The organism is Pseudomonas sp. dw_358 (assembly GCF_018449655.1).
Classification (GTDB): domain Bacteria; phylum Pseudomonadota; class Gammaproteobacteria; order Pseudomonadales; family Pseudomonadaceae; genus Aquipseudomonas.
This window is the reverse complement of the sequence record NZ_JAAVUX010000006.1, coordinates 94,893-118,175: the sequence shown is the minus strand read 5'-3', so window position 1 is coordinate 118,175 and position 23,283 is coordinate 94,893. Positions and strand designations below refer to the sequence as shown.

22 protein-coding genes are annotated in these 23,283 nt (G+C 62.3%); 9 read left to right on the top strand and 13 right to left on the bottom strand.

The genetic code is table 11. The features are described 5' to 3' along the window. Positions 1-87 precede the first annotated feature (87 nt). Positions 88-567, top strand: coding sequence for a pantetheine-phosphate adenylyltransferase (coaD, locus tag HB675_RS11455; protein ID WP_213878424.1), 480 nt, complete (start codon positions 88-90; stop codon positions 565-567). A 125-nt stretch (positions 568-692) separates the two neighbouring features. Then, positions 693-944, top strand: a complete 252-nt coding sequence (locus tag HB675_RS11450; protein WP_213878423.1) for a YfhL family 4Fe-4S dicluster ferredoxin — start codon at positions 693-695, stop codon at positions 942-944. 7 nt (positions 945-951) lie between these two features. Here the strand turns inward: HB675_RS11450 and HB675_RS11445 are convergent, their stop codons facing one another. The 3 genes from HB675_RS11445 to HB675_RS11435 form a co-directional block, all read right to left on the bottom strand. Beyond that, positions 952-1,305, bottom strand: a complete 354-nt coding sequence (locus tag HB675_RS11445; RefSeq protein ID WP_213878422.1) for a multidrug transporter — start codon at positions 1,303-1,305, stop codon at positions 952-954. 96 nt (positions 1,306-1,401) lie between these two features. Beyond that, positions 1,402-2,214, bottom strand: a complete 813-nt coding sequence (mutM, locus tag HB675_RS11440) for a bifunctional DNA-formamidopyrimidine glycosylase/DNA-(apurinic or apyrimidinic site) lyase (protein WP_213878421.1) — start codon at positions 2,212-2,214, stop codon at positions 1,402-1,404. Between the two features lie 34 nt (positions 2,215-2,248). Beyond that, the gene (locus HB675_RS11435) at positions 2,249-3,061 is read right to left on the bottom strand and encodes an HDOD domain-containing protein (RefSeq protein WP_213878593.1); all 813 of its coding nucleotides are present in this window, start codon (positions 3,059-3,061) and stop codon (positions 2,249-2,251) included. A gap of 197 nt (positions 3,062-3,258) precedes the next feature. Between HB675_RS11435 and HB675_RS11430 the strand changes: the two genes are divergently transcribed. Continuing rightward, positions 3,259-4,455, top strand: coding sequence for a class I SAM-dependent rRNA methyltransferase (locus HB675_RS11430; RefSeq protein ID WP_213878420.1), 1,197 nt, complete (start codon positions 3,259-3,261; stop codon positions 4,453-4,455). 9 nt (positions 4,456-4,464) lie between these two features. Here the strand turns inward: HB675_RS11430 and HB675_RS11425 are convergent, their stop codons facing one another. Continuing rightward, positions 4,465-5,136, bottom strand: a complete 672-nt coding sequence (locus tag HB675_RS11425; protein ID WP_213878419.1) for a magnesium transporter — start codon at positions 5,134-5,136, stop codon at positions 4,465-4,467. A gap of 510 nt (positions 5,137-5,646) precedes the next feature. On the opposite strand from HB675_RS11425, the gene ilvD reads away from it, so the two are divergent. Further along, positions 5,647-7,488, top strand: a complete 1,842-nt coding sequence (gene ilvD / locus HB675_RS11420; protein ID WP_213878418.1) for a dihydroxy-acid dehydratase — start codon at positions 5,647-5,649, stop codon at positions 7,486-7,488. A gap of 68 nt (positions 7,489-7,556) precedes the next feature. Here the strand turns inward: ilvD and HB675_RS11415 are convergent, their stop codons facing one another. Then, complete coding sequence (locus HB675_RS11415) at positions 7,557-8,612, bottom strand: haloacid dehalogenase-like hydrolase (RefSeq protein ID WP_213878417.1); 1,056 nt, start codon at positions 8,610-8,612, stop codon at positions 7,557-7,559. A gap of 82 nt (positions 8,613-8,694) precedes the next feature. Continuing rightward, on the bottom strand, positions 8,695-9,213 hold the full coding sequence (locus HB675_RS11410; RefSeq protein ID WP_213878416.1) for a dihydrofolate reductase: 519 nt from the start codon (positions 9,211-9,213) through the stop codon (positions 8,695-8,697). Positions 9,214-9,278: 65 nt separating this feature from the next. On the opposite strand from HB675_RS11410, the gene HB675_RS11405 reads away from it, so the two are divergent. Next, entirely contained in the window at positions 9,279-10,652 is a 1,374-nt protein-coding gene (locus HB675_RS11405; protein WP_213878415.1) for a DUF2868 domain-containing protein, read from the top strand. Next, entirely contained in the window at positions 10,645-12,003 is a 1,359-nt protein-coding gene (locus HB675_RS11400) for a DUF3482 domain-containing protein (protein WP_213878414.1), read from the top strand. The genes HB675_RS11405 and HB675_RS11400 overlap by 8 nt, the downstream gene beginning before the upstream one ends. A 9-nt stretch (positions 12,004-12,012) precedes the next feature. Here HB675_RS11400 and HB675_RS11395 read toward each other — a convergent pair whose 3' ends face one another. Continuing rightward, the gene (locus HB675_RS11395; protein ID WP_213878413.1) at positions 12,013-14,226 is read right to left on the bottom strand and encodes a heavy metal translocating P-type ATPase; all 2,214 of its coding nucleotides are present in this window, start codon (positions 14,224-14,226) and stop codon (positions 12,013-12,015) included. Positions 14,227-14,323: 97 nt separating this feature from the next. Between HB675_RS11395 and cadR the strand changes: the two genes are divergently transcribed. Beyond that, complete coding sequence (gene cadR / locus HB675_RS11390; RefSeq protein WP_213878412.1) at positions 14,324-14,773, top strand: Cd(II)/Pb(II)-responsive transcriptional regulator; 450 nt, start codon at positions 14,324-14,326, stop codon at positions 14,771-14,773. Between the two features lie 20 nt (positions 14,774-14,793). On the opposite strand, the gene HB675_RS11385 is transcribed toward cadR, so the two are convergent. Continuing rightward, complete coding sequence (locus HB675_RS11385) at positions 14,794-15,765, bottom strand: thymidylate synthase (protein ID WP_213878411.1); 972 nt, start codon at positions 15,763-15,765, stop codon at positions 14,794-14,796. A gap of 17 nt (positions 15,766-15,782) precedes the next feature. Continuing rightward, on the bottom strand, positions 15,783-16,592 hold the full coding sequence (lgt, locus tag HB675_RS11380) for a prolipoprotein diacylglyceryl transferase (RefSeq protein ID WP_213878410.1): 810 nt from the start codon (positions 16,590-16,592) through the stop codon (positions 15,783-15,785). Positions 16,593-16,823: 231 nt separating this feature from the next. On the opposite strand from lgt, the gene HB675_RS11375 reads away from it, so the two are divergent. Then, the gene (locus HB675_RS11375) at positions 16,824-17,591 is read left to right on the top strand and encodes an NRDE family protein (protein ID WP_213878409.1); all 768 of its coding nucleotides are present in this window, start codon (positions 16,824-16,826) and stop codon (positions 17,589-17,591) included. A gap of 15 nt (positions 17,592-17,606) precedes the next feature. Here HB675_RS11375 and ptsP read toward each other — a convergent pair whose 3' ends face one another. Next, positions 17,607-19,883: a phosphoenolpyruvate--protein phosphotransferase gene (gene ptsP, locus HB675_RS11370; RefSeq protein WP_213878408.1), complete on the bottom strand. Its 2,277-nt coding sequence runs from the start codon at positions 19,881-19,883 to the stop codon at positions 17,607-17,609. A gap of 22 nt (positions 19,884-19,905) precedes the next feature. Beyond that, positions 19,906-20,385 (bottom strand): RNA pyrophosphohydrolase, encoded by a 480-nt coding sequence (locus tag HB675_RS11365; protein ID WP_213878407.1) that lies wholly within the window; start codon positions 20,383-20,385, stop codon positions 19,906-19,908. Between the two features lie 140 nt (positions 20,386-20,525). Here HB675_RS11365 and HB675_RS11360 point away from each other — a divergent pair, with 140 nt between their 5' ends. Beyond that, on the top strand, positions 20,526-21,182 hold the full coding sequence (locus tag HB675_RS11360) for an HAD family hydrolase (protein ID WP_213878406.1): 657 nt from the start codon (positions 20,526-20,528) through the stop codon (positions 21,180-21,182). Positions 21,183-21,233: 51 nt separating this feature from the next. Here the strand turns inward: HB675_RS11360 and HB675_RS11355 are convergent, their stop codons facing one another. Both HB675_RS11355 and ilvA read right to left on the bottom strand, forming a co-directional pair. Next, positions 21,234-21,671: a DUF2269 family protein gene (locus HB675_RS11355; RefSeq protein WP_213878405.1), complete on the bottom strand. Its 438-nt coding sequence runs from the start codon at positions 21,669-21,671 to the stop codon at positions 21,234-21,236. Positions 21,672-21,698: 27 nt separating this feature from the next. Next, complete coding sequence (gene ilvA, locus HB675_RS11350) at positions 21,699-23,222, bottom strand: threonine ammonia-lyase, biosynthetic (protein WP_213878404.1); 1,524 nt, start codon at positions 23,220-23,222, stop codon at positions 21,699-21,701. Positions 23,223-23,283: the final 61 nt, after the last annotated feature.

Here is a 23,283-nt window from a genome sequence, read left to right as displayed (position 1 = left end):
AGACACCCGCTCGAACGAGTGGCTTGGCCCACCGCAGAGGCTGCGATACCATCCGATTCCCAAACGGAATCCCGCCAGGACGCCCCGATGAACCGAGTGCTGTACCCAGGTACTTTCGACCCGATAACAAAGGGCCATGGCGATTTGGTCGAGCGAGCTTCGCGTTTGTTCGATCAGGTGGTGATCGCGATCGCTGCCAGCCCTAGAAAAAACCCGCTGTTCAGCCTCGACGAACGTGTCGAACTGGCCCGCGAAGTGACCCGCCACCTACCGAACGTCGAGGTTGTGGGATTTTCCACCCTGCTGGCGCAATTCGCCCAGGAACAAGGGGCGAATATCTTCCTGCGCGGTTTGCGTGCCGTGTCGGACTTCGAATACGAGTTTCAACTGGCCAACATGAATCGGCAGCTGGCACCGAACGTGGAGAGCCTGTTCCTCACACCGTCGGAGCACTACTCGTTCATTTCTTCGACGCTGGTGCGAGAAATCGCCGCGTTGGGCGGCGATATCAGCAAGTTCGTTCACCCTGCCGTGGCGGACGCGCTGACCCGACGCTTCAAAAAGTAACCGCTGGCGAGCCCCCACGTGCACTGGGGGCGCTTATGCGGCACAATTGCGCCTCTTTTTTCAAACGCTCGATCTGGTCAGCCGGTGCGCCTGTGCGCCGCTGAATGCAGTCGGCCGGAGTCATCATGTCGCTTATCATCACCGACGATTGCATCAACTGCGACGTCTGCGAACCCGAGTGCCCGAACGCGGCGATTTCCCAAGGCGAGGAAATCTACGTTATCGACCCCAACCTCTGCACGCAGTGCGTGGGTCACTATGACGAACCACAGTGCCAGCAAGTGTGTCCGGTCGACTGCATCCCCCTGGATGAAGCCCACCCGGAAACTGAAGAGCAGTTGATGGAAAAATACAAGCGGATCACGACCAAGGCCTGAGCCTGACTCAGGGCTGATCGGCAGTCCCTTCGGTGGTGCAGCCCAGACAGCGCACGAACGCCGCACGGCCTGGATCGACCACCAGCGCCCGGCCGGTGGCCTTGACGTTGCCGCCCAGCGCGGCGAATGGCAGCGCGACCACGAACAGCACGGCACCCACTGCGGTGGCAGCGATGAGCAAAGGCCGCGCCACCAGCAGGTCGCCCATCATGGCGTAGGCCGGCGGGTTCTGAATGGTATAGGTGGGATCGCCGCTGGAAGTGTCCGGCGCCGGCTGTGAGGATTCCATCGCCGAAGCGGGCACCGCCTGCAAGCCGAGGCACAGGACGAGCACGACCGAGAGGACGCGGAAAACATTCATGGAACTATCCTTCTGCTCAAGAGACAACGACGGTAATGCTCACTATATCAGTGTCCACGCCGTTGTCAGTTCCGTCCGAGCAGCCGTTTGGACCGTTCAGGTCTGACAGCGTGGGCAGTAGACGCTGGCCCGCTGGCCCAGCTTGATCTCCCGTAACACTGTCCCACAAACCTTGCAAGGCTCTGCGCCGCGACCGTAGGCGAACAGCTCCTGCTGAAAGTATCCCGGCTGCCCGTCACCGCCGATGAAATCGCGCAACGTCGTACCGCCCCGCTCGATGGCGTGGGCCAGGATGCGCTTGATCTCCAGCGCCAGTTTCAAATAGCGCCCACGGGAAATGCCCCCGGCGGCGCGACGCGGATCGATTCCGGCGGCGAACAGCGCTTCGGTCGCATAGATATTGCCCACGCCCACCACCACAGCGTTGTCCATGATGAAGGGCTTGACCGCCATGCTGCGCCCTCGGGACAACTCGAACAGCCGCTCGCCGTCGAACAGCGCGGTCAAAGGCTCCGGCCCCAGCCGCAGCAACAACGCGTGATTGTGCGGGTCATGGCTCCAGAGCATGGCGCCAAACCGCCGCGGATCGGTGTAGCGAAGCGCCAGTCCGGACTCCAGCTCGATGTCCACATGCTCGTGTTTGAGCGCTGGCAGGCCCGCTTCCACCAGGCGCAGATTGCCCGACATCCCCAAGTGGCTGATCAGCGTCCCGGCTTCAGCATTGATGAGCAAGTATTTGGCCCGGCGCTCCACCGCCACGATGCGCTGGCCGGACAGTCGTACATCCAGATCTTCAGGGATCGGCCAACGCAGGCGTCGGTCGCGCACAATGACGCGACTGACACGTTGACCTTCCAGGTGGGGAGCGATGCCGCGACGGGTGGTTTCGACTTCTGGTAGTTCAGGCATGGACAGCTCAGTGAACAAAGCAGGGAAAAGACGCTTAGCGTACACCCAGTTCGCGGATGGATTCGCGCAGGTTCTCAAAGTCGTAATCCGACAAGCCAACGTAGTCGAGTACCAGCGCACCGACGCTGTCCCACTCATGGTCGTCCTGCTGATTGCCCAGCACACGATAGGACGCGCAGATGTGCTCGGCCATTTTCAACACTGCCAGCAGGTTTTTCAGCGGGGCATTGCGGTTGGTGTCGTCACGGAAGATAGACAGGGCGTTGTGATGGTTGGCAATGGCATTGATCAGGTGCTCGGGCAGACGCCAGGACTTGGCAGTGTAGTAACCGACCACAGCATGATTGGTGTTGTAGACGCGGTTTTCGGTGTCCACCACACGACAGTCCGGGCCGGCTTGAGCGTAGGCTTGCTCCAGCACGCTCATGTAATCCGGAAAGCGCTTGAGCATCAACGGCACGCCGCAGTCGTGAAACAACCCTAGCGCATAAGCTTCGTCATTGGCCTGGGAGCCGATCCGCTTGGCCAGGGTCAGGCACGTCAGCGCCACGTCCTGAGCCGTGTCCCAGAAGCGGTTGAGCGTGACGATGGTCTCGTCGCTCATTTCACCGCGGATGGACTGGGCATTGATCAGGTTGATCACCGAACGACTGCCCAGCAGGTTGACCGCTTTCTGGATCGAGGTGATGCGACTGGTCAAACCGTAGTGAGGCGAGTTGACGATTTTCAGCAAGGCGCCGGACAAGCCGGGGTCTTGGGCGATCAAGCGGGCAATCACATCCAGATCCGGATCCGGCATGTATTGCTCCATCTGCAGATCCACCATGATCTGCGGCTGCGCAGGCACACTGATGCCTTGCAGAGCCAGCTGGATCTGCTCGGGGGAAAGCTCTTGAGGCATGGGAAATCACTCTGGGCTGAAAGAGGATTTTAGCCGGTCTGCCCGATTTACGGATGACCGCCGGGTAAATTTGCACGGACGGTTGCGCCGCAGGCCGGCCATCGGCAGTGATATACTCCCGCTCTTTTTTCCGGAGCGACGTCATGTCCCTGCCCAGCCTTCGCCTCAAGCCCAATGCCGACCGTCGCCTGCGTAACGGTCACCTGTGGGTCTACAGCAATGAAATCGATGTGGCCGCCACGCCGCTGCACGGTTTCAAGGCCGGGGACCAAGCGATCCTCGAAGCCGCCGGTGGCAAGGCGCTGGGCGTGGTGGCCATGAGCCCGAACAACCTGATCTGCGCCCGACTGTTGTCCCGCGATGCCAAACTGATGCTGGACAAGTCCCTGCTGGTGCACCGCCTGAACGTGGCGCTGTCCCTGCGCGAGCGGCTGTTCGACAAGCCCTTCTATCGCCTGGTCTATGGCGACTCGGACTTGATGCCAGGCTTGGTCGTCGATCGCTTCGGCGACATTCTGGTGGTCCAGTTGGCCTCCGCCACCATGGAACAACACAAGGCTGACGTCATGGCCGCATTGATTCAGGTGCTCAAACCATCGGGGATCCTGTTCAAGAACGACTCGGCGGCACGGGACGCCGAAGGCCTGGAACGCTACGTCGAAACGGCGTTTGGTGTGGTGCCGGAATGGGTCGCGCTGGAAGAGAATGGCGTCAAGTTCGAAGCCCCTGTCATGGAAGGGCAGAAGACCGGCTGGTTCTATGACCACCGCATGAACCGCGCCCGCCTGGCTCCGTATGTCAAAGGCAAACGCGTGCTCGACCTGTTCAGCTACATCGGCGGCTGGGGCGTGCAGGCCGGTGCCTTTGGCGCCAGCGAAGTCTTCTGCGTGGACGCTTCGGGCTTTGCGCTGGACGGTGTGGAGCGCAACGCCGCGCTCAACGGCATTGCCGAGAAAATGACCTGCGTGGAAGGTGACGTCTTCGAAGCGTTGAAAGAGCTCAAGGCTGCCGAAGAGCGCTTCGACGTGATCGTGGCCGACCCGCCCGCTTTCATCAAACGCAAGAAAGACTTGAAGAACGGTGAAGGCGCCTACCGCCGCCTGAACGAGCAGGCCATGCGCCTGCTCAGCAAGGACGGCATCCTGGTGAGCGCGTCGTGCTCCATGCACCTGCCGGAAGATGACCTGCAGAACATCCTGCTGACCAGCGCTCGGCATCTGGACCGTAACATCCAGCTGCTGGAGCGCGGTGGCCAGGGTCCGGATCATCCGGTGCACCCAGCCATCATCGAAACCCGTTACATCAAGAGCATCACCTGCCGGTTGTTGCCTAATAGTTGAGGGATGGGCTCACCCCAACTCCAACACCTGCGAAGCAATCCCGAAGTACACCAGCACCCCGGCGGCATCGGCGATCGACGTGATCAACGGTCCGCTGGCGGTGGCGGGATCGAGCTTCATCCGGCTGAGCAGAAACGGCAGGCTCATGCCGATCACGCTGCCCAGCACCACGATCAGCATCATGCTGCTGGCCACGATCAAGGCAATTTCCGGGCCGCCACGCAGCAATCCCAACGATGCCACAGCCGCCGCCATGGTCACCCCCAAGCCCAACGCCACCGCGCATTCACGCCCCAGCAGCGACAGCCAGTCCTTGAGCACCACTTCGCCCGTGGCCAGCGCCCGCACCATCAGCGTGGCCGATTGCGCCCCGGCATTGCCGCCGCTGTCCACCAGCAGGGGCAGAAAGAACACCAGCGCAATGTTTGCCGCAATGATGTCCTCGAAAGCTGCGATGCCCGCTCCTGAGAACAGGTTGCCGAAGACCAGCAACACCAGCCAGAACACGCGTTTGCGGTACAGCAGCGAGATGGTCGCTGTTTTCAGGTTGCCGATCGGCGTTTCGATCAATGCGCTTTTGTGAAAGTCTTCCGTGGCTTCCTGGACGGCCGCTTGTGCCGAGGGTGCCAGGGGGCCTTTGTCGGCCGAGTGACGAGGGGGTTGAACGAAGGGATTCATCATTGCATTCTCCGGGCGCTACGGCAGGCGCCCGCAAGAACACGGCTAACGCCGGATCAGCTCACAGGCACGCCCACCGCCGCAACGGTAAGGGTTGGTTGAAAGTCGTAAAGCTGGAAGGTCCATGTGGCATTCATGCTCTTGAGCCGCACATGCGGCGGACGAAATAGTACTCAGATCCCGGGGCATGGCAACTGCTAAAACCTGCCTCCCCATACTTTCAGAAACGCCCTACAGACGTCGGTAACTTTTCCTACAATGCCGGCCAGCCGGATGAAATTACGGCTCAACCGGGCAGCTCGCGCCATGCGCCATTTCTTCCTGGCGCCAGCGGTGTAGAATCGACTCATTCATCGCCAATCATCCCCCGGCGGGTTTATGAGCTCAGGCCGAGCCTGCGGTGATCCCGCAGTGCTATCGGCCCACTCTGTAACAGGCACCCATCTACCGCCTGCGGCAGACACGAGAAGCTCACTCCCAACCTGAAACCTGATTAGCCGCCCGGAGTGCTCCATGCCTGACTATCGCTCGAAAACGTCCACCCACGGCCGCAACATGGCCGGCGCCCGTGCCCTGTGGCGCGCCACGGGGATGAAGGACGCCGACTTCAAGAAACCGATCATCGCGATCGCCAACTCCTTCACCCAGTTCGTGCCTGGCCACGTGCACCTCAAGGATCTGGGCCAACTGGTTGCTCGCGAGATCGAACGCGCCGGTGGTGTCGCCAAGGAATTCAACACCATTGCGGTGGATGACGGCATCGCCATGGGCCACGACGGCATGCTGTATTCGCTGCCAAGCCGCGAGATCATCGCCGACTCCGTCGAGTACATGGTCAACGCCCACTGCGCCGACGCCATCGTCTGCATCTCCAACTGCGACAAGATCACCCCCGGCATGCTGATGGCCGCCCTGCGCCTGAACATTCCCGTGATCTTCGTCTCCGGCGGCCCGATGGAAGCCGGCAAGACCAAGCTGGCCAACCATGGCCTCGACCTGGTTGACGCCATGGTCATCGCCGCCGACTCCAGCGCCTCTGACGAGAAGGTTGCCGAGTACGAGCGCAGCGCCTGCCCGACTTGCGGTTCCTGCTCCGGGATGTTCACCGCCAACTCGATGAACTGCCTGGTCGAAGCCCTGGGCCTGGCCTTGCCGGGCAACGGTTCGACCCTGGCGACCCACAGCGACCGCGAAGAGCTGTTCCTGCGCGCCGGACGCAGCATCGTCGAGCTGTGCCATCGCTACTACAGCGACAACGATGAGTCGGTACTGCCGCGCAACATCGCCAACTTCAAGGCGTTCGAGAACGCCATGACGCTGGATATCGCCATGGGCGGCTCCACCAACACCATCCTCCACCTGCTGGCCGCCGCTCAGGAAGCCGAGATCGATTTCGACCTGCGCGATATCGACCGTCTTTCCCGTCATGTGCCACAGCTGTGCAAAGTCGCGCCGAACATCCAGAAGTACCACATGGAAGACGTCCATCGCGCCGGCGGCATCTTCAGCATCCTCGGCGAATTGGCCCGCGGCGGCCTGCTGCACACCGATCTGCCCACCGTGCACAGCAAGAGCATGGCCGAAGGCATTGCCAAGTGGGACATCACCCAGACCACGGACGAAGCCGTGCACACCTTTTTCCGGGCCGGCCCTGCGGGCATCCCGACCCAGGTCGCGTTCAGCCAGTCGACCCGTTACGACACCCTGGACAGCGACCGTGAAGCCGGCTGCATCCGCAGTGTCGAACACGCCTACTCCCAGGAAGGTGGCTTGGCCGTGCTGTACGGCAACATCGCCCTGGACGGCTGCGTGGTGAAAACGGCGGGCGTGGACGAGTCGATCCATGTGTTCGAAGGCAACGCGAAGATCTTCGAAAGTCAGGACAGCGCCGTGCGCGGCATCCTCGCCGACGAAGTGAAAGCCGGCGACATCGTGATCATCCGTTACGAGGGTCCGAAGGGCGGCCCGGGCATGCAGGAAATGCTCTATCCCACCTCGTACCTGAAATCCAAGGGCCTGGGCAAAGCATGCGCCTTGCTTACGGACGGGCGTTTCTCCGGTGGTACGTCGGGCCTTTCCATCGGTCACGCTTCGCCGGAAGCCGCCGCCGGCGGTGCCATTGGTCTGGTGCGTGATGGCGACAAGGTATTGATCGATATCCCGAACCGCTCCATCAACCTGTTGGTCGACGATGCCGAACTGGCAGACCGTCGGGCCGAGCAGGACAAGAAAGGCTGGAAGCCGGTCGAAGTGCGGCCACGCAAGGTGACCACGGCGCTGAAAGCCTATGCGTTGCTGGCGACCAGTGCCGATAAAGGCGCCGTGCGTAACAAGGCGATGCTGGACGGTTTGTAATACTGTGAAGTCAGATTGGCCCCACGCTGGGGCCAACCTGTAGGACCGGGCTCTGGTTCTGCAAGGACCTACTGAATCTCCTCAGGCTTCACAATCACCCAGTTCTTGTCCGCCGTCACCGGCAACCCTTCCTTTGCCTGCGCCTCGGCATTCTTCTTGATCATCCCGTTGAGCTGGTCCATGTACTTGGCTTTGCGGTTGACCCACAAATGCACTCCGCCCTTGGCCACATCGACGCTGTGAAACAGCATGTAGCCGTCGCTCGAAGGCGTATCGCCGCCCACCAGCACCGGCTTCTTCCATTGATCGATATAGGTCAGGATCGCCGCCTGCTTGCCCGCCATCCAGGTGGCCGGGGTCCACAGGTAAGGGGTGACCACCAGGCCCATGTTGGCTTTCGGGTCGTAATGACCGGCCTCGATCTGCTTGCGTGCGGTAGTCAGCTCGCCGGTCTTGGGGTCCTTGAGCAAGGTGCTGACGCCAATGACATTCTCGGGTTTGACGTCGTAACCGTATTTAGGGTCTGAGGCGATCATGCGCACCAGCTCCTCGGACGCGGCCGTCACCACGTAAACCTCGATGCCGTTTTCCATCAGCTTGTGATAGAGCTCGGCCTGGCCGGTGAACACCTTCGGCGGCGGCACGTCGATGGTCTTGACCACGTCACCGTCGTAGTAGGTGCTGGGGATCGCCTTGCCCGCAGCCATCATCTCGTCCACGTAACCCTTGAGCTGAGTCAGGGTGAAACCGGAGAACACCTGTGCGACCCAGGGGTAGCAGACCATGTCGTCGATTTCGCAGAGGCGGTAGTAATAGCTGAACAGGCTTTCCTTGTGGTCAGCCGTGTCTTTGAACGGGATCAGCTTGAGGGACGGGTCGAGCTTCTCGCGGGTGAGGATGCCCTTATTTTCCAAGTACGGCAGCAAGGACTCTTCGACGTCGTAGCGGTAGCTGGTGTTGTCCATGTCGAAAACCGCGAAATTGCCCTTGTTCGCGTTGGCCTTGATCATGGCATTGAGCTGTTTGGCGGCAGGTTCCGGCCAGTGGGTGAGCTCTGTAGCGACGGCGGGCACTGTCAATGACAGGCAAAAGGCGGCGGCAAGCAGGTGGGGCACTAGCTTCATGGACGGATCTCCCTGAGATGATCCATGACGCTAGCAAATAGTTATGACAAATCGCGTCTGTTGACGACAAACTCTGTCCTGATCACGCCTGAACGCGCTCCCATACTTCAAAGTGGTACGCCGGCTTGCCCTCGATGGCCGGATTCGCCACGCTGGACACCAGCGCCCACTGCGCAAGGTCCACTTCGGGAAACCAGGCGTCGCCCTGCGGACTCAGCTCGACACGGGTCAGGTACAGGCGGTCTGCCTGGGGCAGGCTCGATTCATAGAGCTGGGCGCCGCCGATCAGCATGACCTCATCCACGCCCTGCTCTCGCGCCCAGACGTCGGCGCGTTGCAGGGCCGCCCCCAGCGAAGCGAATACCTCGGCACCTTCCAGCTGCAAGCCTGCCTGGCGACTGACCACCAGATTCAGACGACCCGGCAGCGGCCGGCCCAGCGAATCCCAGGTCTTGCGGCCCATGACGATAGGCTTGCCCAAGGTGATGGCCTTGAAATATTTGAAATCCCCCGGCAGGTGCCAGGGCATGCGGTTATCGATGCCGATCACGCGATTGTCGCCAAGCGCCGCGATCAGGCTGAGGGGGAGTGATGTCTTCATGGGCGGCAGAATAGCAGAGCCGCCATGGGTTATGCTCAGCGCTGACTTAGCCGACGGAGCCCCGTGTGACGACGCCCAGCGCCTTGGAAAAACTCTGGTTGACCGAAGCTGTACGCCTGCGTGAGAGCCATGCCGGCGCGCTCGACGATAGCGAGGCCAATCGTCTGGCCCGCGCACAGGGCGGCGATCTGGGCCAGCGCATCATCAATCGCGCACTCTGGCTGGCGGAGCACAACGGCTTGCTCGTCGCCCTCAAGCACTGGCAGCAGGGTGCGCGGCTGGCGGTGCTGGTGCTGCTGGTGTTCGCCGTGCTCAGCGGCGCCGGCCTGGGCTTCGCAGCGCTGGGCGACGCGAGCGCACCGGTCAATGTGTTCTGGGCACTGGGCAGCCTGCTCGGGCTGGATCTGCTCATGCTGCTCGGCTGGCTGGGGGGCTTGCTGCTGGCTGGCGGCCAGACGGCCGGGCTTGGACGGCTGTGGTGGTGGCTGAGTGAAAAGCTGGCGCGCGATGCCCAGGCCGCCCATCTGGCCCCGGCGATCGTGCTGTTGTTGCAGCGCCGGCGGCTCAACCGCTGGATCCTGGGTTTGCTGGTGCACAGTTTGTGGCTGGTGGCCTTGCTGAGCGCACTGGTGATCGTGTTGCTGTTGTTGGCCACTCGTCGCTACGGCTTTGTCTGGGAAACCACCATTCTCGGCGCCGACAGCTTTATTCGCTTGACCGAGGTGTTGAGCGCCCTGCCCGCTTTGCTCGGCTTCACCGTGCCAGACACCGCCATGATCGCCTCCAGCGGTGGCGTGGCCTTGGACGTCGACAGCGCGCGACAGGCCTGGGCCGGATGGCTGGTCGGGGTGCTGGCAGTGTATGGCATCGGCCCACGCCTGCTGCTGGCGACATTCTGCCTGATGCGCTGGCGCCACGGCCGGACCCGGCTTGGGTTGGACATGGCTGACTACAGCGCCCTCAGGGCCCTGCTCATGCCCAGCAGTGAGCGTCTGGGCGTCAGCGATGCTGCGCCAGACTCGCTGCCAGAGGCCATTGCCCTCGCGCCTGCTCACTCAAGCGAAAGCGCCGTGCTGGTGGGTCTGGAGCTGGACGATCAGCGCCCATGGCCGCCGTCATTACCCACTTCGGTCAGCCATGGTGGCTTACTCGACAACCGTGAATCCCGTCGGCGCCTGCTGGAACAACTGGCCCACTTTCCCGCCGCCCGCCTGTTGATCGCCTGCGACCCACTGCGTTCGCCTGACCGTGGCAGCGTTGCATTGATCGCCGAACTCTCCCGCTGCGCCGCCAACACCCGGATCTGGCTATTGCAGGCGCCCCATGGCCAGGCGCTGGATGACCGCCGCCTGAGTGCCTGGCATGAAGCCTTGGCACCCTTGCAACTGCCGGTCAGTGACCACGGCGCCCTGAGCTGGCTGGAGCATGGCCATGACTAAACCCCTGAAACTGGCCGTGGTAGGCCATACCAACGTGGGCAAAACTTCGCTGCTGCGCACCCTCACCCGTGACATCGGTTTCGGTGAAGTCTCTCATCGCCCCAGCACCACCCGGCATGTCGAAGGCGCCCGGCTGTCGGTCGACGGCGAAGCGCTCCTGGAGCTCTACGACACGCCCGGCATGGAAGATGCCATCGCGTTGCTGGAGTTTTTCGAGCGACTGGAGCGCCCGGGGGAACGCCTTGACGGGCCGGCGCAGGTGGCGCGCTTTCTGGAAGGCACTGAAGCCCGGCAGCGTTTCGAACAGGAAGCCAAGGTCTTGCGTCAGTTGCTTGCCTCGGACGCCGGGCTGTACGTGATTGATGCGCGAGAGCCCGTGCTGGCCAAATACCGCGACGAATTGGAGATCCTGGCCAGCTGTGGGCGACCGCTGCTACCGGTACTGAACTTCGTCAGCGCCAGCGCGCACCGCGAGCACGAGTGGCGCCAGGCCTTGGCCCGCCTCGGCCTGCATGCGCTGGTGCGCTTTGATAGTGTTGCGCCGCCGGAGGATGGCGAGGAACGGCTTTATCAAAGTCTGGCCTTGTTGCTGGAGCACTCGCGGCCTGCTCTGCAACGCTTGATCGATGATCAGGCCCAGCAGCGCCTGCTGTGCCGCCAGGCCGCGCGCCGGCTGATTGCCGAGTTGCTGATCGATTGCGCGGCGGGCCGACGCAGCGTGGCTCGCGATATCGCCTTGACCGCTGTCGAGGACCTGCGCCAGGCCGTGCGCCAACGTGAACAAAGCTGCGTGCAGACGTTGCTCAAGCTGTATGGCTTTCGTCGCGAAGACGCCAGCACCAGTGACCTGCCTTTGAGCGACGGCCGCTGGGGCGATGATCTGTTCCACCCGCAGACCCTCAAGCAGCTCGGGGTAAAGGTCGGCAGCGGCATCGCGGCAGGTGCGGCGGCCGGAGCAGGCGTCGACCTGTTGGTGGGTGGCGTGACCCTGGGCCTGGCTGCGCTGGCCGGCGCCATTGCCGGCGGTGCCTTGCAGACGGCACGGGGTTATGGTGGCCGGCTATTGGCCAAGCTCAAGGGTGAGCGCGAATTGAGCGTAGACGACAACGTGTTACGGCTGCTGGCACTGCGTCAACGTTTGCTCATCGCCGCTTTGGAACGGCGCGGGCATGCCGCCATGGACAGCATTCAGGTGGATGCAGCTCAAGACAAGAGCTGGCGTGAGGGCAAGCTGCCGGCAGCGCTGGTCAGGGCGCGGGCTTATCCGCAGTGGTCGTCCTTGAATGGGCACAAGCGGTTGGGGCAGGTCGAGCGAGAGGAGCAAATCGAAGCCTTGGCGCAGGTGTTGTGAGGCTCTGTTCTACACGCGCAACAACCGCAACCCGTTGAACACCACCAGCAAGCTCACGCCCATGTCGGCAAACACCGCCATCCACAGGGTCGCCATCCCGGCAAAGGTCATCGCCAGAAACACCGCCTTGACCACCAGCGCCAGGCCGATGTTCTGAATCAGAATTGCCCGAGTCTGCCGCGACAGCTGAATAAAAGTTGGCAACTTGCGGAGATCATCGTCCATCAACGCGACATCGGCGGTTTCGATGGCGGTATGGCTGCCCGCCGCGCCCATGGCAAAACCGATGCTCGCCCGCGCCAGCGCCGGGGCATCGTTGATGCCGTCGCCGACCATGCCAACGGATTGCCCTTGGCTTTCCAAAGCTTCGATAGCAGCCAGTTTGTCGGCCGGCAACAGGTTGCCGCGCGCTTCGTCGATGCCGACCTGAACTGCGATGGCCTGCGCGGTGTGGGCATTGTCGCCCGTCAGCATCAGCGTCTGGATGCCCATGGCGTGAAGCTGGGCGATGGCCTCGCGGCTGCTGTCCTTGAGGGTATCGGCCACGGCGATCAGCGCCAATGCCGCATTGCCCGAAAGCAGCACCACCGCCGACTTGCCTTCGCGCTCCAGCGCGTCCAGCCGCTGCCTGGCCGCCGGGCTCAGCCCGCCCAACTCTTCAGCCAGCCGCTGATTGCCCAGGTGATAGACCTGGCCCGCCACTTCCCCCCGCACGCCACGGCCGGGCATCGCCTGGAACTGCTCGACTTCCGCCAAGCCTTGGCGATTGGCCTGAGCGATGGCTTTGGATACCGGGTGGTCCGAGCGCGCGGCCAAGCTGGCGGCGACTGTGGCAGCCTGAGTGGCATCAGCACTGCCCAGCACTTCAAAGTCAGTCTGTACGGGCTTGCCATGAGTCAGCGTGCCAGTCTTGTCGAGAGCGATCAGTCGTAACCTGTGCCCGCTTTCCAGATAAGCCCCACCCTTGACCAGAATGCCTTTGCGCGCCGCCGCTGCCAGCCCGCTGACCAGGGTCACCGGGGTGGAGATCACCAGCGCGCAGGGACAAGCCACGACCAATAACACCAAGGCTCGATAGACCCAGTCGAACCAGGCTGCGCCCAGCAGCGGCGGTACCAGCGCAACGGCCAGCGCGAGGACGAACACCAGCGGTGTGTAGACCCGCGAAAATTGATCGACAAAACGTTGCGTAGGCGCTTTCGCGCCCTGCGCTTGCTCGACAGCTTGAATGATGCGCGCCAGGGTCGACTGCCCCGCCGCCGCCGTGACACGGATGTCCAGCGAGCCCACTTGATTCAATGTCCCGGCAAACACCGGATCGCCCAGGGCTTTTTCGACCGGCAGGCTTTCGCCGGTGATCGCCGCCTGATCGACAGTGGACTGTCCACTGATAACCTCGCCATCCAGCGCGATCCGCTCCCCGGGACGCACCCGGACGATTTTCCCGGGCACCACGGCATCTGCAGCCACTTCCCGCCATTGTCCATCGGCCTCGCGGACAGTGGCCAGGTCAGGTGCCAGCTGCATCAAGCCGCCGATGGCATCCCGCGCCCGAGCCAGCGAGCGCGCCTCGATCAGTTCGGCCACAGTGAACAGGAACATCACCATCGCCGCTTCGGGCCACTGGCCGATCAGGACCGCACCCGTCACGGCAATGCTCATCAGCGCGTTGATGTTCAGGTTCCAGTGTTTAAGAGCAATCCAGCCCTTCTTGTAGGTACCCAGACCGCCCATGGCGATAGAGACAAGCGCCACCGAAGCGATCAGCCAACCGGGCGCGTGGCCGGAAAAGTGCAACACTTCGGCAGCCACCGCCATCACCCCGGACACCCACAACGGCCAGCGCGATACAGGCCCGGCAGCGATGGGCGGCTCAGCCGAATCGACGTCCATGTCCACGGCCGTCATGCCCAATGAAGCAATGGCCTGTTCGATGGGCGCCGTACTGTCCAGCACATGACGCACACCCAGTACGCGATTGATCAGGTTGAACTCCAACTGCTCGATACCCGCCAACTTGGCCAGCTTGTTCTGGATCAGCGTCTGCTCGGTGGGGCAATCCATGGCCTCGATCCGGAAGCGACTCAACCGCGCATGGGCGCTGGCCTCGGCCAACTTGATGTCAGCCGCGACCGCACTGCCCGCACAGCAATGATCATGCTTGTGCGCTAACGGGGAGTGGGCGTGCGAGTCGTGGTCGTCTTGGCGATGGAGGCGATACATGGGTGCGTCCTGAAAGAGCGTGTTGCCAAGTGAACACCCTGTAGCCACTATAGGGTCAAGCCTCATTACCCTCATAAAACCATTTCGAGCGTTCGCCATGAAAATTGGAGAATTGGCCAAGGCCACCGACTGCCAGGTCGAAACCATCCGCTACTACGAGCGCGAGCAACTGCTGCCCGCCCCTGCCCGCACCGACGGCAACTACCGGCTGTACACCCAGGCCCACGTCGAGCGGCTGACCTTCATCCGCAACTGCCGCACCCTGGACATGACCCTCGACGAGATCCGCAGCCTGCTGACCCTGCGCGACCTGCCCGACGACCAGTGCCAAAGCGTCAACGCACTGATCGACGAGCACATCGAGCACGTGAAACTGCGGATCGAAGGATTGACGGCGTTGCAGACACAGCTGCTGGAACTGCGAGACAAATGCGCAGCGGCGGGCACCGAGGAAACTTGCGGGATCATTCAGCAGCTGGAAATCAGCGGTGCGGTGACAGCCCCGGGAGGGGAGCATTCCCATGTGGGCAGAAGCCATGGGCACTGAGTGCCCGCAGCCCTGAAAGGTCAAACGGCCATCGGCGCCGTCAGCGGCGGATGGTGCTCATAGCCTTCCAGCACAAAATCACTCGGTTCGATCAATTCCATCCACTCCGGCTGGTACACACCGGTCTTGGCAAACTCCGGCACGCGATCAGAAATCACCAGTCGAGGCGCCGGAAACGGTTCGCGGTCCAGTTGCTCGGTGAGCATGGCCAAGTGATTCTCGTACACGTGGGCGTCACCAATGAAATAGGTGAACCAGCGCGGTGTGTAGCCCGTCAGGCGCCCGATCAGCGACAGCAAGGCTGCGCCTTCGGTGAGGTTGAACGGCGTGCCCAGGCCCAGATCATTGGAGCGGATGTACAGCGTCAACGAGATTTCGCGAGTTTCCGGGTTGGGGTGGAACTGGTAAAGCAAGTGGCAGGGAGGCAGGGCCATTTCGTCCAGCTGCGCGCAGTTCCAGCCGTGGAACAGTATACGCCGGCTGCCTGGATCCTTGATGATGGTGTCCACGCACTGGCGGATCTGGTCGATGGCCTTGTACAGCACGACAAAGGCTTCGCCGTCTTCCTCGGCGGCGGCCAGCTGCACGTAGCCCTGGCTCAGGCACAGCTCGATGGCCGCGGTATTGCTGGCGGCGATGCGCTTGTAGGCCGGCCACTGACGCCATTGCACGCCGTAGATCTCGCCCAGGTCATCGGTACCCTGACGGAAGGGGTTGTTCAGCCACTGCTGGTTTTCGTTGGCGTTCTGGTCCCAGACCCTGCAGCCAAGCTCGCGGAACTCGGCGGCGTTGTTGACGCCACGCAGGAACCCCACCAATTCGCCGATGGCCGACTTGAAGGCCAGTCGGCGGGTGGTGATGGCCGGAAAGCCCTGCTGCAGATCGAAGCGCAACATGGCACCCGGCAGGCTGATGGTCTTCACGCCGGTGCGGTTCGCTTGCACGCTGCCATTCTTGATGACGTCGGCGACCAGATCGAGGTATTGCTTCATGGCTCAGCTCCGCGCTGTCAGGAGGTTTGTACCGCTGGCTGCTTCTTGTGATAGGCGAGCCACAGCAGCACGATGCCCACGATGATCATCGGCAACGAAAGAATCTGGCCCATGGTGACCCAGCCCCACGCCAGGTAGCCCAACTGGGCATCGGGGACCCGGACGAACTCCACCAGGAAGCGAAAAATCCCGTAGAACAGGGCGAACATGCCGGAAACGGCCATGGTCGGGCGTGGCTTGCGCGAGAAGAACCACAGGATCACAAACAACGCCACGCCTTCCAGCGCGAACTGATAGAGCTGGGACGGGTGACGTGGCAATTGTGCGGGATCGCTGAACGGCGGGAATACCATGGCCCACGGCAGATCCGTCGGCTTGCCCCACAGTTCGGCGTTGATGAAGTTGCCGATACGCCCCGCGCCCAGGCCGATCGGTACAAAGGGCGCGATGAAGTCGAGCAACTGAAAGAGGGATTTACCGTTGCGACGGCCAAACCACCAGGTGGCGACCATGACCCCGATGAAGCCGCCATGGAACGCCATGCCGCCTTTCCACACTTCGAAAATCAGGAATGGGTTGGCCACATAGGCCGGCAGGTCATAAAACAGCACATACCCCAGCCTGCCCCCGACAATGACCCCCATGGCGCACCAGAACACCATGTCCGAGAGCTTTTCCTTGGTCCAGGTCGGATCGAAATCGTTGAGGCGCCGCGAGGCCAGCAGCCAGGCGCTGCCGATGCCGATCAGGTACATCAAACCGTACCAATGGATTTGCAGGGGGCCGATGGCAACGGCCACCGGGTCAATCTGCGGGTAAGGCAGCATTGCGACTCCTTAACGAGCACGAAACGGGCAATCAGAGACTGGTAGGGCAATGCCCTGCCAAAAAAGATCCGAACTATGGCGACTGGAAATCGAAGATACCAGCAGCCCACGATGAAACCTGTGCCATCTGCGCAGGCAATTTGCGCAGCATGTTAACGCAACCCGGCGCCTGACCCTACCCGAAGCGATGAGTGAATGGGTAAAGTGCGACTTGATCACCGGGATTATTCCATGTGCCTGATTGTATTTGCCTGGCGGCCGGGGCATGCCCAGCCGCTGATCGTGGCGGCCAACCGCGATGAATTCTATGCCCGCCCAACCCAGCCCTTGGCGCGCTGGGATGATTTCGCACAAATTGTCGCCGGCCGCGATCTCGAAGCCGGGGGCACCTGGCTGGGGTTGGGCCCCGCAGGGCGCTTTGCGGCGCTGACCAATATCCGCCAGCCGGGGCAGCCAGCGGCGCTGCGCTCGCGGGGTGAACTGGTGGCGGGCTTTGTGCAGGGGACGCAGACAACGGATGAATACCTCACCGAGGTTGCCCGGCTTGGCGGTGAGTATGCCGGCTTCAATCTGCTGCTCGGAGACGGCCGGCGCCTGGTCTATTGCAGCTCTTCAGCGGCCGCCAGAACCTTGCCGCAGGGTGTATACGGCCTGTCCAACGCGGGGCTGGATACGCCGTGGCCCAAGCTGGTCAAGGCACGCCAGGCGCTGGCGGACCAGTTGGAGGACTACAGCGTCAAGTCGCTGATGACGCTGCTGGCCGATCCTGCTCCGGCGATAGACGGCGAATTACCCGAGACCGGCGTGGGCCTGGCGACCGAGCGGCTGTTGTCCAGCGTGTTCATCGCCAGCCCCCATTACGGCACACGGGCCAGTACGGTGGTGATACAGACGCAGGAGGAAACTCGGATAGTGGAGCGCAGTTTCGGGCCGTATGGCGCGCGGTTGAGCGAGGTGGCGATGGCCGTACCGCTGGCTGACTCCCCCACACCGCCGTAGACGCGCGGGAGGAGATCAGAATTTCTTCGGCGAGGTCGGGTTGATCATCCGCGAGAGCCCAAGATTTTTCAGCGCCAGTTGCAACGTACTGTGGATAACTTGCGGGTTGTCAATCTTGTTCAACTGCGCCAGCAGTTCCTTGGCCTTGCTCAGGTGGATCTGACGCAGCATCCATTTGACCTTGGGCAAGTTAGTGGCGTTCATCGAGAGGCTGTCATACCCCATGGCCATCAACAGCACGGCCGCGGCCGGGTCACCGGCCATCTCGCCGCAAATACTCACCGGCTTGCCCTCGGCATGGGCATCGGTGACGACATTCTGCAAGGCTTGCAAGACCGCAGGGTGCAGGTAGTCGTAGAGGTCGGCGACGCGCGGGTTGTTGCGGTCCACTGCCAGCAGGTATTGGGTCAGGTCGTTGGAACCCACCGAAAGAAAGTCCACCTGCCGCGCCAGTTCCCTGGTCTGGTAAACCGCCGCCGGGATCTCGATCATCACGCCCACGGGCGGCATCGGCACGTCGGTGCCTTCGTCCCGCACCTCGCCCCAGGCACGGTGAATCAGGTGCAAGGCCTCTTCCAGCTCATGGGTGCCGGAAATCATCGGCAGCAGAATGCGCAGGTTGTTCAGGCCCTCGCTGGCCTTGAGCATGGCGCGGGCCTGGACCAGGAAGATTTCCGGGTGATCGAGGGTCACGCGGATACCGCGCCAACCCAGGAAGGGGTTGTCTTCCTTGATCGGGAAATAGGACAGCGATTTGTCGCCGCCGATGTCGAGGCTGCGCATGGTCACCGGCAGCGGATGGAAGGCCGCCAGTTGTTCGCGGTAGATCGCCAGCTGTTCCTTTTCGCTGGGGAAGCGCTGGTTGATCATGAATGCCACTTCGGTGCGGTACAGGCCGACGCCCTCCGCGCCACGCTGCTGGGCCCGCGCCACGTCGGCCAGCAACCCGGTGTTGACCCACAGCGGCATGCGATGGCCGTCGAGGGTGACGCAGGGCAGTTCGCGCAGTGCGTCCAGGCCCAACGACAGCTGACGCTCCTCCTCGACAATACCGGCGTATTGCTTGGTAAGGACCTCGCTGGGGTTGGTGAACACCTCGCCGTGGTAGCCGTCGACGATCATGTTGATCCCGTCGACCTTGGAGTACGGCAGATCGACCACGCCCATCACCGTGGGAATACCCATGGCTCGCGCCAGGATCGCCACGTGGGAGTTGCCGGACCCGAGGACCGAGACCAACCCGACCAACTTGCCTTCCGGCACTTCGCCGAGCATGGCGGCCGACAGCTCTTCGCTGATCAGAATGGTGTTGTCGGGATACACCAGCGTCTGCTGGCGCGCCTGTTGCAAATAGGCCAGCAGGCGCCGCCCGAGGTCCTTGACGTCCGAGGCCCGTTCACGCAGATAGGCATCGTCCATCAGTTCGAAACGATTGACGTGTTCGGTCACGACCTGACGCAACGCACCCTGAGCCCATTGACCCGTCTTGATGACGTTGGTCACTTCGCTGCCCAGGGACGCATCGTCCAGCATCATCAGATAGACATCGAACAGCGCGCGCTCTTCGGGGCGCAGCTGCGTCGCCAGTTTGGCCGACAGCGTACGCATGTCGTTGCGCACCCCTTCGAGTGCGGTCTGGAAGAGCGCCAACTCGGCGGTGATGTCACCGGCCTTGTCCGGCACCACGTCCAGATCGGCCGGCGGCAGCATGACCACGGCCGTACCCACCGCCGCACCTGGCGAGCCGGGCACCCCGACGAACTTGGCCTCCTGGATGCCCTTGCCTTGACGGCCCAGGCCGCGAATGGACCCGGTGGCCTCGGCGTGGGCGATGACGCCGGCCAGCTGGGCACTCATGGTGACCAGAAAGGCTTCTTCACCCTCGTCGAACTGGCGACGTTCTTTCTGCTGAATGACCAGCACCCCCACCACGCGACGGTGGTGGATGATGGGCGTTCCGAGAAACGAAGCAAAACGCTCTTCACCGGTTTCGGCGAAATAGCGGTAACGAGGGTGATCGGCGGCATTTTCCAGGTTGAGCGGCTCTTCACGCGTGCCCACCAAGCCCACCAGGCCCTCGTTGGGGGCCATGCTGACCTTGCCGATGGAGCGCTTGTTCAGGCCCTCGGTGGCCATCAGGACAAAGCGATTGCTCTCGGGGTCCAGCAGGTAGACGGAACAGACCTGGCTGCCCATGGCCTCTTTGACGCGCAGCACAATAATCCCCAACGCCGTCTTGAGATCCTTGGCGGAGTTAACTTCCTGGACGATCTTGCGCAGCGTATTGAGCATGGCTCGGGGTCGAACTCCGTCGTCAGTCGCGCGCCAACAGGCGCGGGGCAAGCTCTTTGAGAGCGCGACGGTAAACCTCGCGCTTGAATGTCACCACCTGACCCAGCGGATACCAGTAACTCACCCATTTCCAACCGTCGAATTCGGGCTTGCCGGTCAAGTCCATCCTGACACGCTGTTCGTTGGAGATCAGGCGCAGCAAGAACCACTTCTGTTTTTGTCCGATGCACAGCGGCTGACTGTGCGTGCGCACCAGCCGCTGGGGTAAACGATAACGCAACCAGCCGCGGGTGCAGGCAAGAATTTCGACATCCTGGCGCTCCAGCCCGACTTCCTCGTTCAGCTCACGGTACAGGGCTTCTTCCGGCGATTCATTCGGGTTGATTCCGCCCTGGGGAAACTGCCAGGCATCCTGATTGATTCGCCGAGCCCACAGCACCTGCCCGGCATCATTGGTGAGAATGATGCCGACATTGGGACGAAAACCATCGGGGTCGATCACGGCAGCAACCTCGCAAACGCATGTCTCCGCATTGTTCCACAAAGGTCATCAGCGCAGCAACGAGGCGTCACAGGTTATGTGCAGCTATGTGAAAAGTCCGTATTCTGGGGGCCATTTTTCAGCTTTCAGCGAGACATTTCATGCGCTTGGCTCTCTTCGACCTCGACAACACGCTGCTGGGCGGCGACAGCGATCACGCCTGGGGCGACTACCTGTGCGCCCGGGGCATTCTTGATCCTGTGGAGTACCAGGCGCGCAATGATGCCTTTTATCAGGACTACCTCGCCGGGCGGCTTATCCTCGAGGACTACCTGGCCTTCAGCCTGAAAATTCTGGCGCGCACCGAGATGGAACAACTGGCCGAGTGGCATCGCGACTTCATGCGCGACTGCATCGAGCCGATCATCCTGCCCAAGAGCCTGGCATTGCTGGCCGAGCACCGGGCGGCGGGGGACAAGATCGTGATCATCACAGCCACCAACCGCTTCGTCACCGGCCCGATCGCCGAGCGCCTGGGCGTGGAAACCCTGCTGGCCACCGAGTGCGAAATGAAGGACGGCCGCTACACCGGCCGCAGCTGCGATGTGCCTTGCTTTCGCGAGGGCAAGGTGACGCGCCTGAACCGGTGGATGGAAGAGAACGGTTTCAATTTGAAAGACAGCTACTTTTATAGCGACTCGATGAACGACCTGCCGCTGCTGGAGCAGGTGACCCACCCGGTGGTGGTGGATGCCGATCCAAACCTGACCGCCGAGGCCGAGCGGCGCGGGTGGAAGGCGATGTCGTTGCGGGGGTGAAATGCCCCTGCAGGACCGAGTTTGCTCGGTCCTGCAGCACGTGTGCACAGGTCAAACCGGCTTGAGCACCATCACAGCCAAAGCCGCGACCAGAATTGCCCCGCCCAGCAGCGACAACCCCAACACCGTCCGACGTTGCCCGACGCTCACCGCAGCGCCGGCCACCCTCATGCGGTTGACCCGGCCCAGCAATAGCAACCAGCACAGTATTCCGAGGGTATAGAGCAGCGAACCGCTCAACAACCAGGTCTGCCCCAGAGACCAACCGGTATCATGGACCATCCACCAGCCGCTGACCGGGAATATCAACAGACTCAAGCCCATGGCCAGCCAGGCAAACAGCCAGGGCCGTTGCAGGGTCTGCCCCAAGGCCGCTTTGTCCCCGGCCCGCCAGCCGCGCCACCAGTGATACACCACCGCCAGCGCTCCGCCGATCAGCAGCGCAACGGCAACGCCGTGCAGCGCTTTCAAAACCACAAGGTTCTGCATGTACGGCTCCTGTCAGTCGGCCTTTAGTCAGCCCAAGAATAGCTGATAGGCCGGGTTGGCCGTTTCGTCCCAATAGGGGTAGCCGATTTCGCCCAGCGCTTCGCCGACCAGATGCCGCTCGTCTTCCGGCACCTGCAAGCCCGCCACCACCCGGCCGTCCGCCGCGCCGTGGTTGCGGTAGTGAAACATCGATATGTTCCAGCGCCCGCCGAGCTTGTTAAGGAAGTTGAACAATGCCCCTGGCCGCTCCGGGAACTCAAAGCGCAAGACCATTTCATCACTGACCTTGGCTGCATGCCCACCCACCATATGGCGAATGTGCAGCTTGGCAAGTTCGTTTTCAGTCAGGTCCAGCACCGGCAAACCTTGGGCAGTCAGGCTCGCAATCAAAGCCGCGCGCGGGTCGTTTTCCGGATGGGTCTGAACACCGACGAAAATGTGCGCCTCGCGCCCGGTGTGGTAGCGGTAGTTGAATTCGGTGATCTGGCGCTTGCCGATGGCCTCGCAGAAGGCCTTGAAACTGCCCGGCTGCTCGGGGATGGTCACCGCAATGATTGCCTCGCGCCCCTCTCCGAGTTCGGCGCGCTCGGCCACGTGACGCAGGCGATCAAAATTGACGTTGGCGCCTGAATCGATGGCCACCAGGGTCTGGCCGGTGACGCCACGAGATTCCACGTATTTCTTGATCCCGGCGACTCCCAAAGCACCAGCAGGTTCGGTGATCGAGCGGGTGTCGTCGTAGATATCCTTGATTGCTGCGCAGATCTCGTCGGTGCTGACGGTGACCACTTCATCCACATAGTCCTTGCACAGATCAAAGGTGTGCTGTCCGATCTGTGCCACCGCCACGCCGTCGGCGAACAGCCCGACCGTCGGCAGTACCACCCGCTCGCCCGCGGCCATGGCGGCTTGCAGGCAGTTTGAATCGTCCGGCTCGACGCCGATGACCTTGATTTCCGGGCGCAGGTATTTCACGTAGGCCGCAATACCGGCAATCAGTCCGCCGCCGCCCACCGGGACGAAAATCGCGTCAAGGCGCCCGGGGTGCTGACGCAGGATCTCCATGGCCACGGTACCTTGCCCTGCAATGGTCAGCGGATCGTCGTAGGGGTGGATGTAGACCAGGCCCTGCTCGTCCACCAACTTGAGCGAGTGCGCCAGCGCCTCGGGGAACGAGTCGCCATGCAGGACCACTTTGCCCCCGCGCGAACGCACGCCTTCCACTTTGATTTCCGGAGTGGTGCGGGGCATCACGATCGTCGCCTTGATCCCCAGCTCGCGGGCTGCCAATGCCACGCCCTGGGCGTGATTGCCGGCAGAAGCGGTGACCACGCCACGAGCCCGTTCTTCATCGGCCAGCTGCGCCATCTTGTTGTAGGCGCCACGAATCTTGAATGAAAATACCGGCTGCAAGTCCTCACGCTTGAGCAACACCTTGTTACCCAGGCGCGCGGACAACTGGCCCGCCGCCTGCAACGGTGTTTCCACGGCCACGTCGTACACGCGCGAGGTGAGGATCTTCTTGACGTAATGTTCGAGCATCGGAAACATCGCTGGCGTTGAGTCGGAGGTCGCCGAGTCTAAGCCAATGAACCGGCCGGAACCAAGGTTT

Bases quoted from the DNA above. Each gene is read 5' to 3' on its own strand.
- coaD (WP_213878424.1), top strand. From the start codon at position 88: ATGAACCGAGTGCTGTACCCAGGTACTTTCGACCCGATAACAAAGGGC.
- HB675_RS11450 (WP_213878423.1), top strand. From the start codon at position 693: ATGTCGCTTATCATCACCGACGATTGCATCAACTGCGACGTCTGCGAA.
- HB675_RS11445 (WP_213878422.1), bottom strand. From the start codon at position 1,305: ATGAATGTTTTCCGCGTCCTCTCGGTCGTGCTCGTCCTGTGCCTCGGC.
- mutM (WP_213878421.1), bottom strand. From the start codon at position 2,214: ATGCCTGAACTACCAGAAGTCGAAACCACCCGTCGCGGCATCGCTCCC.
- HB675_RS11430 (WP_213878420.1), top strand. From the start codon at position 3,259: ATGTCCCTGCCCAGCCTTCGCCTCAAGCCCAATGCCGACCGTCGCCTG.
- HB675_RS11425 (WP_213878419.1), bottom strand. From the start codon at position 5,136: ATGATGAATCCCTTCGTTCAACCCCCTCGTCACTCGGCCGACAAAGGC.
- ilvD (WP_213878418.1), top strand. From the start codon at position 5,647: ATGCCTGACTATCGCTCGAAAACGTCCACCCACGGCCGCAACATGGCC.
- HB675_RS11415 (WP_213878417.1), bottom strand. From the start codon at position 8,612: ATGAAGCTAGTGCCCCACCTGCTTGCCGCCGCCTTTTGCCTGTCATTG.
- HB675_RS11410 (WP_213878416.1), bottom strand. From the start codon at position 9,213: ATGAAGACATCACTCCCCCTCAGCCTGATCGCGGCGCTTGGCGACAAT.
- HB675_RS11400 (WP_213878414.1), top strand. From the start codon at position 10,645: ATGACTAAACCCCTGAAACTGGCCGTGGTAGGCCATACCAACGTGGGC.
- HB675_RS11395 (WP_213878413.1), bottom strand. From the start codon at position 14,226: ATGTATCGCCTCCATCGCCAAGACGACCACGACTCGCACGCCCACTCC.
- cadR (WP_213878412.1), top strand. From the start codon at position 14,324: ATGAAAATTGGAGAATTGGCCAAGGCCACCGACTGCCAGGTCGAAACC.
- HB675_RS11385 (WP_213878411.1), bottom strand. From the start codon at position 15,765: ATGAAGCAATACCTCGATCTGGTCGCCGACGTCATCAAGAATGGCAGC.
- lgt (WP_213878410.1), bottom strand. From the start codon at position 16,592: ATGCTGCCTTACCCGCAGATTGACCCGGTGGCCGTTGCCATCGGCCCC.
- HB675_RS11375 (WP_213878409.1), top strand. From the start codon at position 16,824: ATGTGCCTGATTGTATTTGCCTGGCGGCCGGGGCATGCCCAGCCGCTG.
- ptsP (WP_213878408.1), bottom strand. From the start codon at position 19,883: ATGCTCAATACGCTGCGCAAGATCGTCCAGGAAGTTAACTCCGCCAAG.
- HB675_RS11360 (WP_213878406.1), top strand. From the start codon at position 20,526: ATGCGCTTGGCTCTCTTCGACCTCGACAACACGCTGCTGGGCGGCGAC.
- HB675_RS11355 (WP_213878405.1), bottom strand. From the start codon at position 21,671: ATGCAGAACCTTGTGGTTTTGAAAGCGCTGCACGGCGTTGCCGTTGCG.
- ilvA (WP_213878404.1), bottom strand. From the start codon at position 23,222: ATGTTTCCGATGCTCGAACATTACGTCAAGAAGATCCTCACCTCGCGC.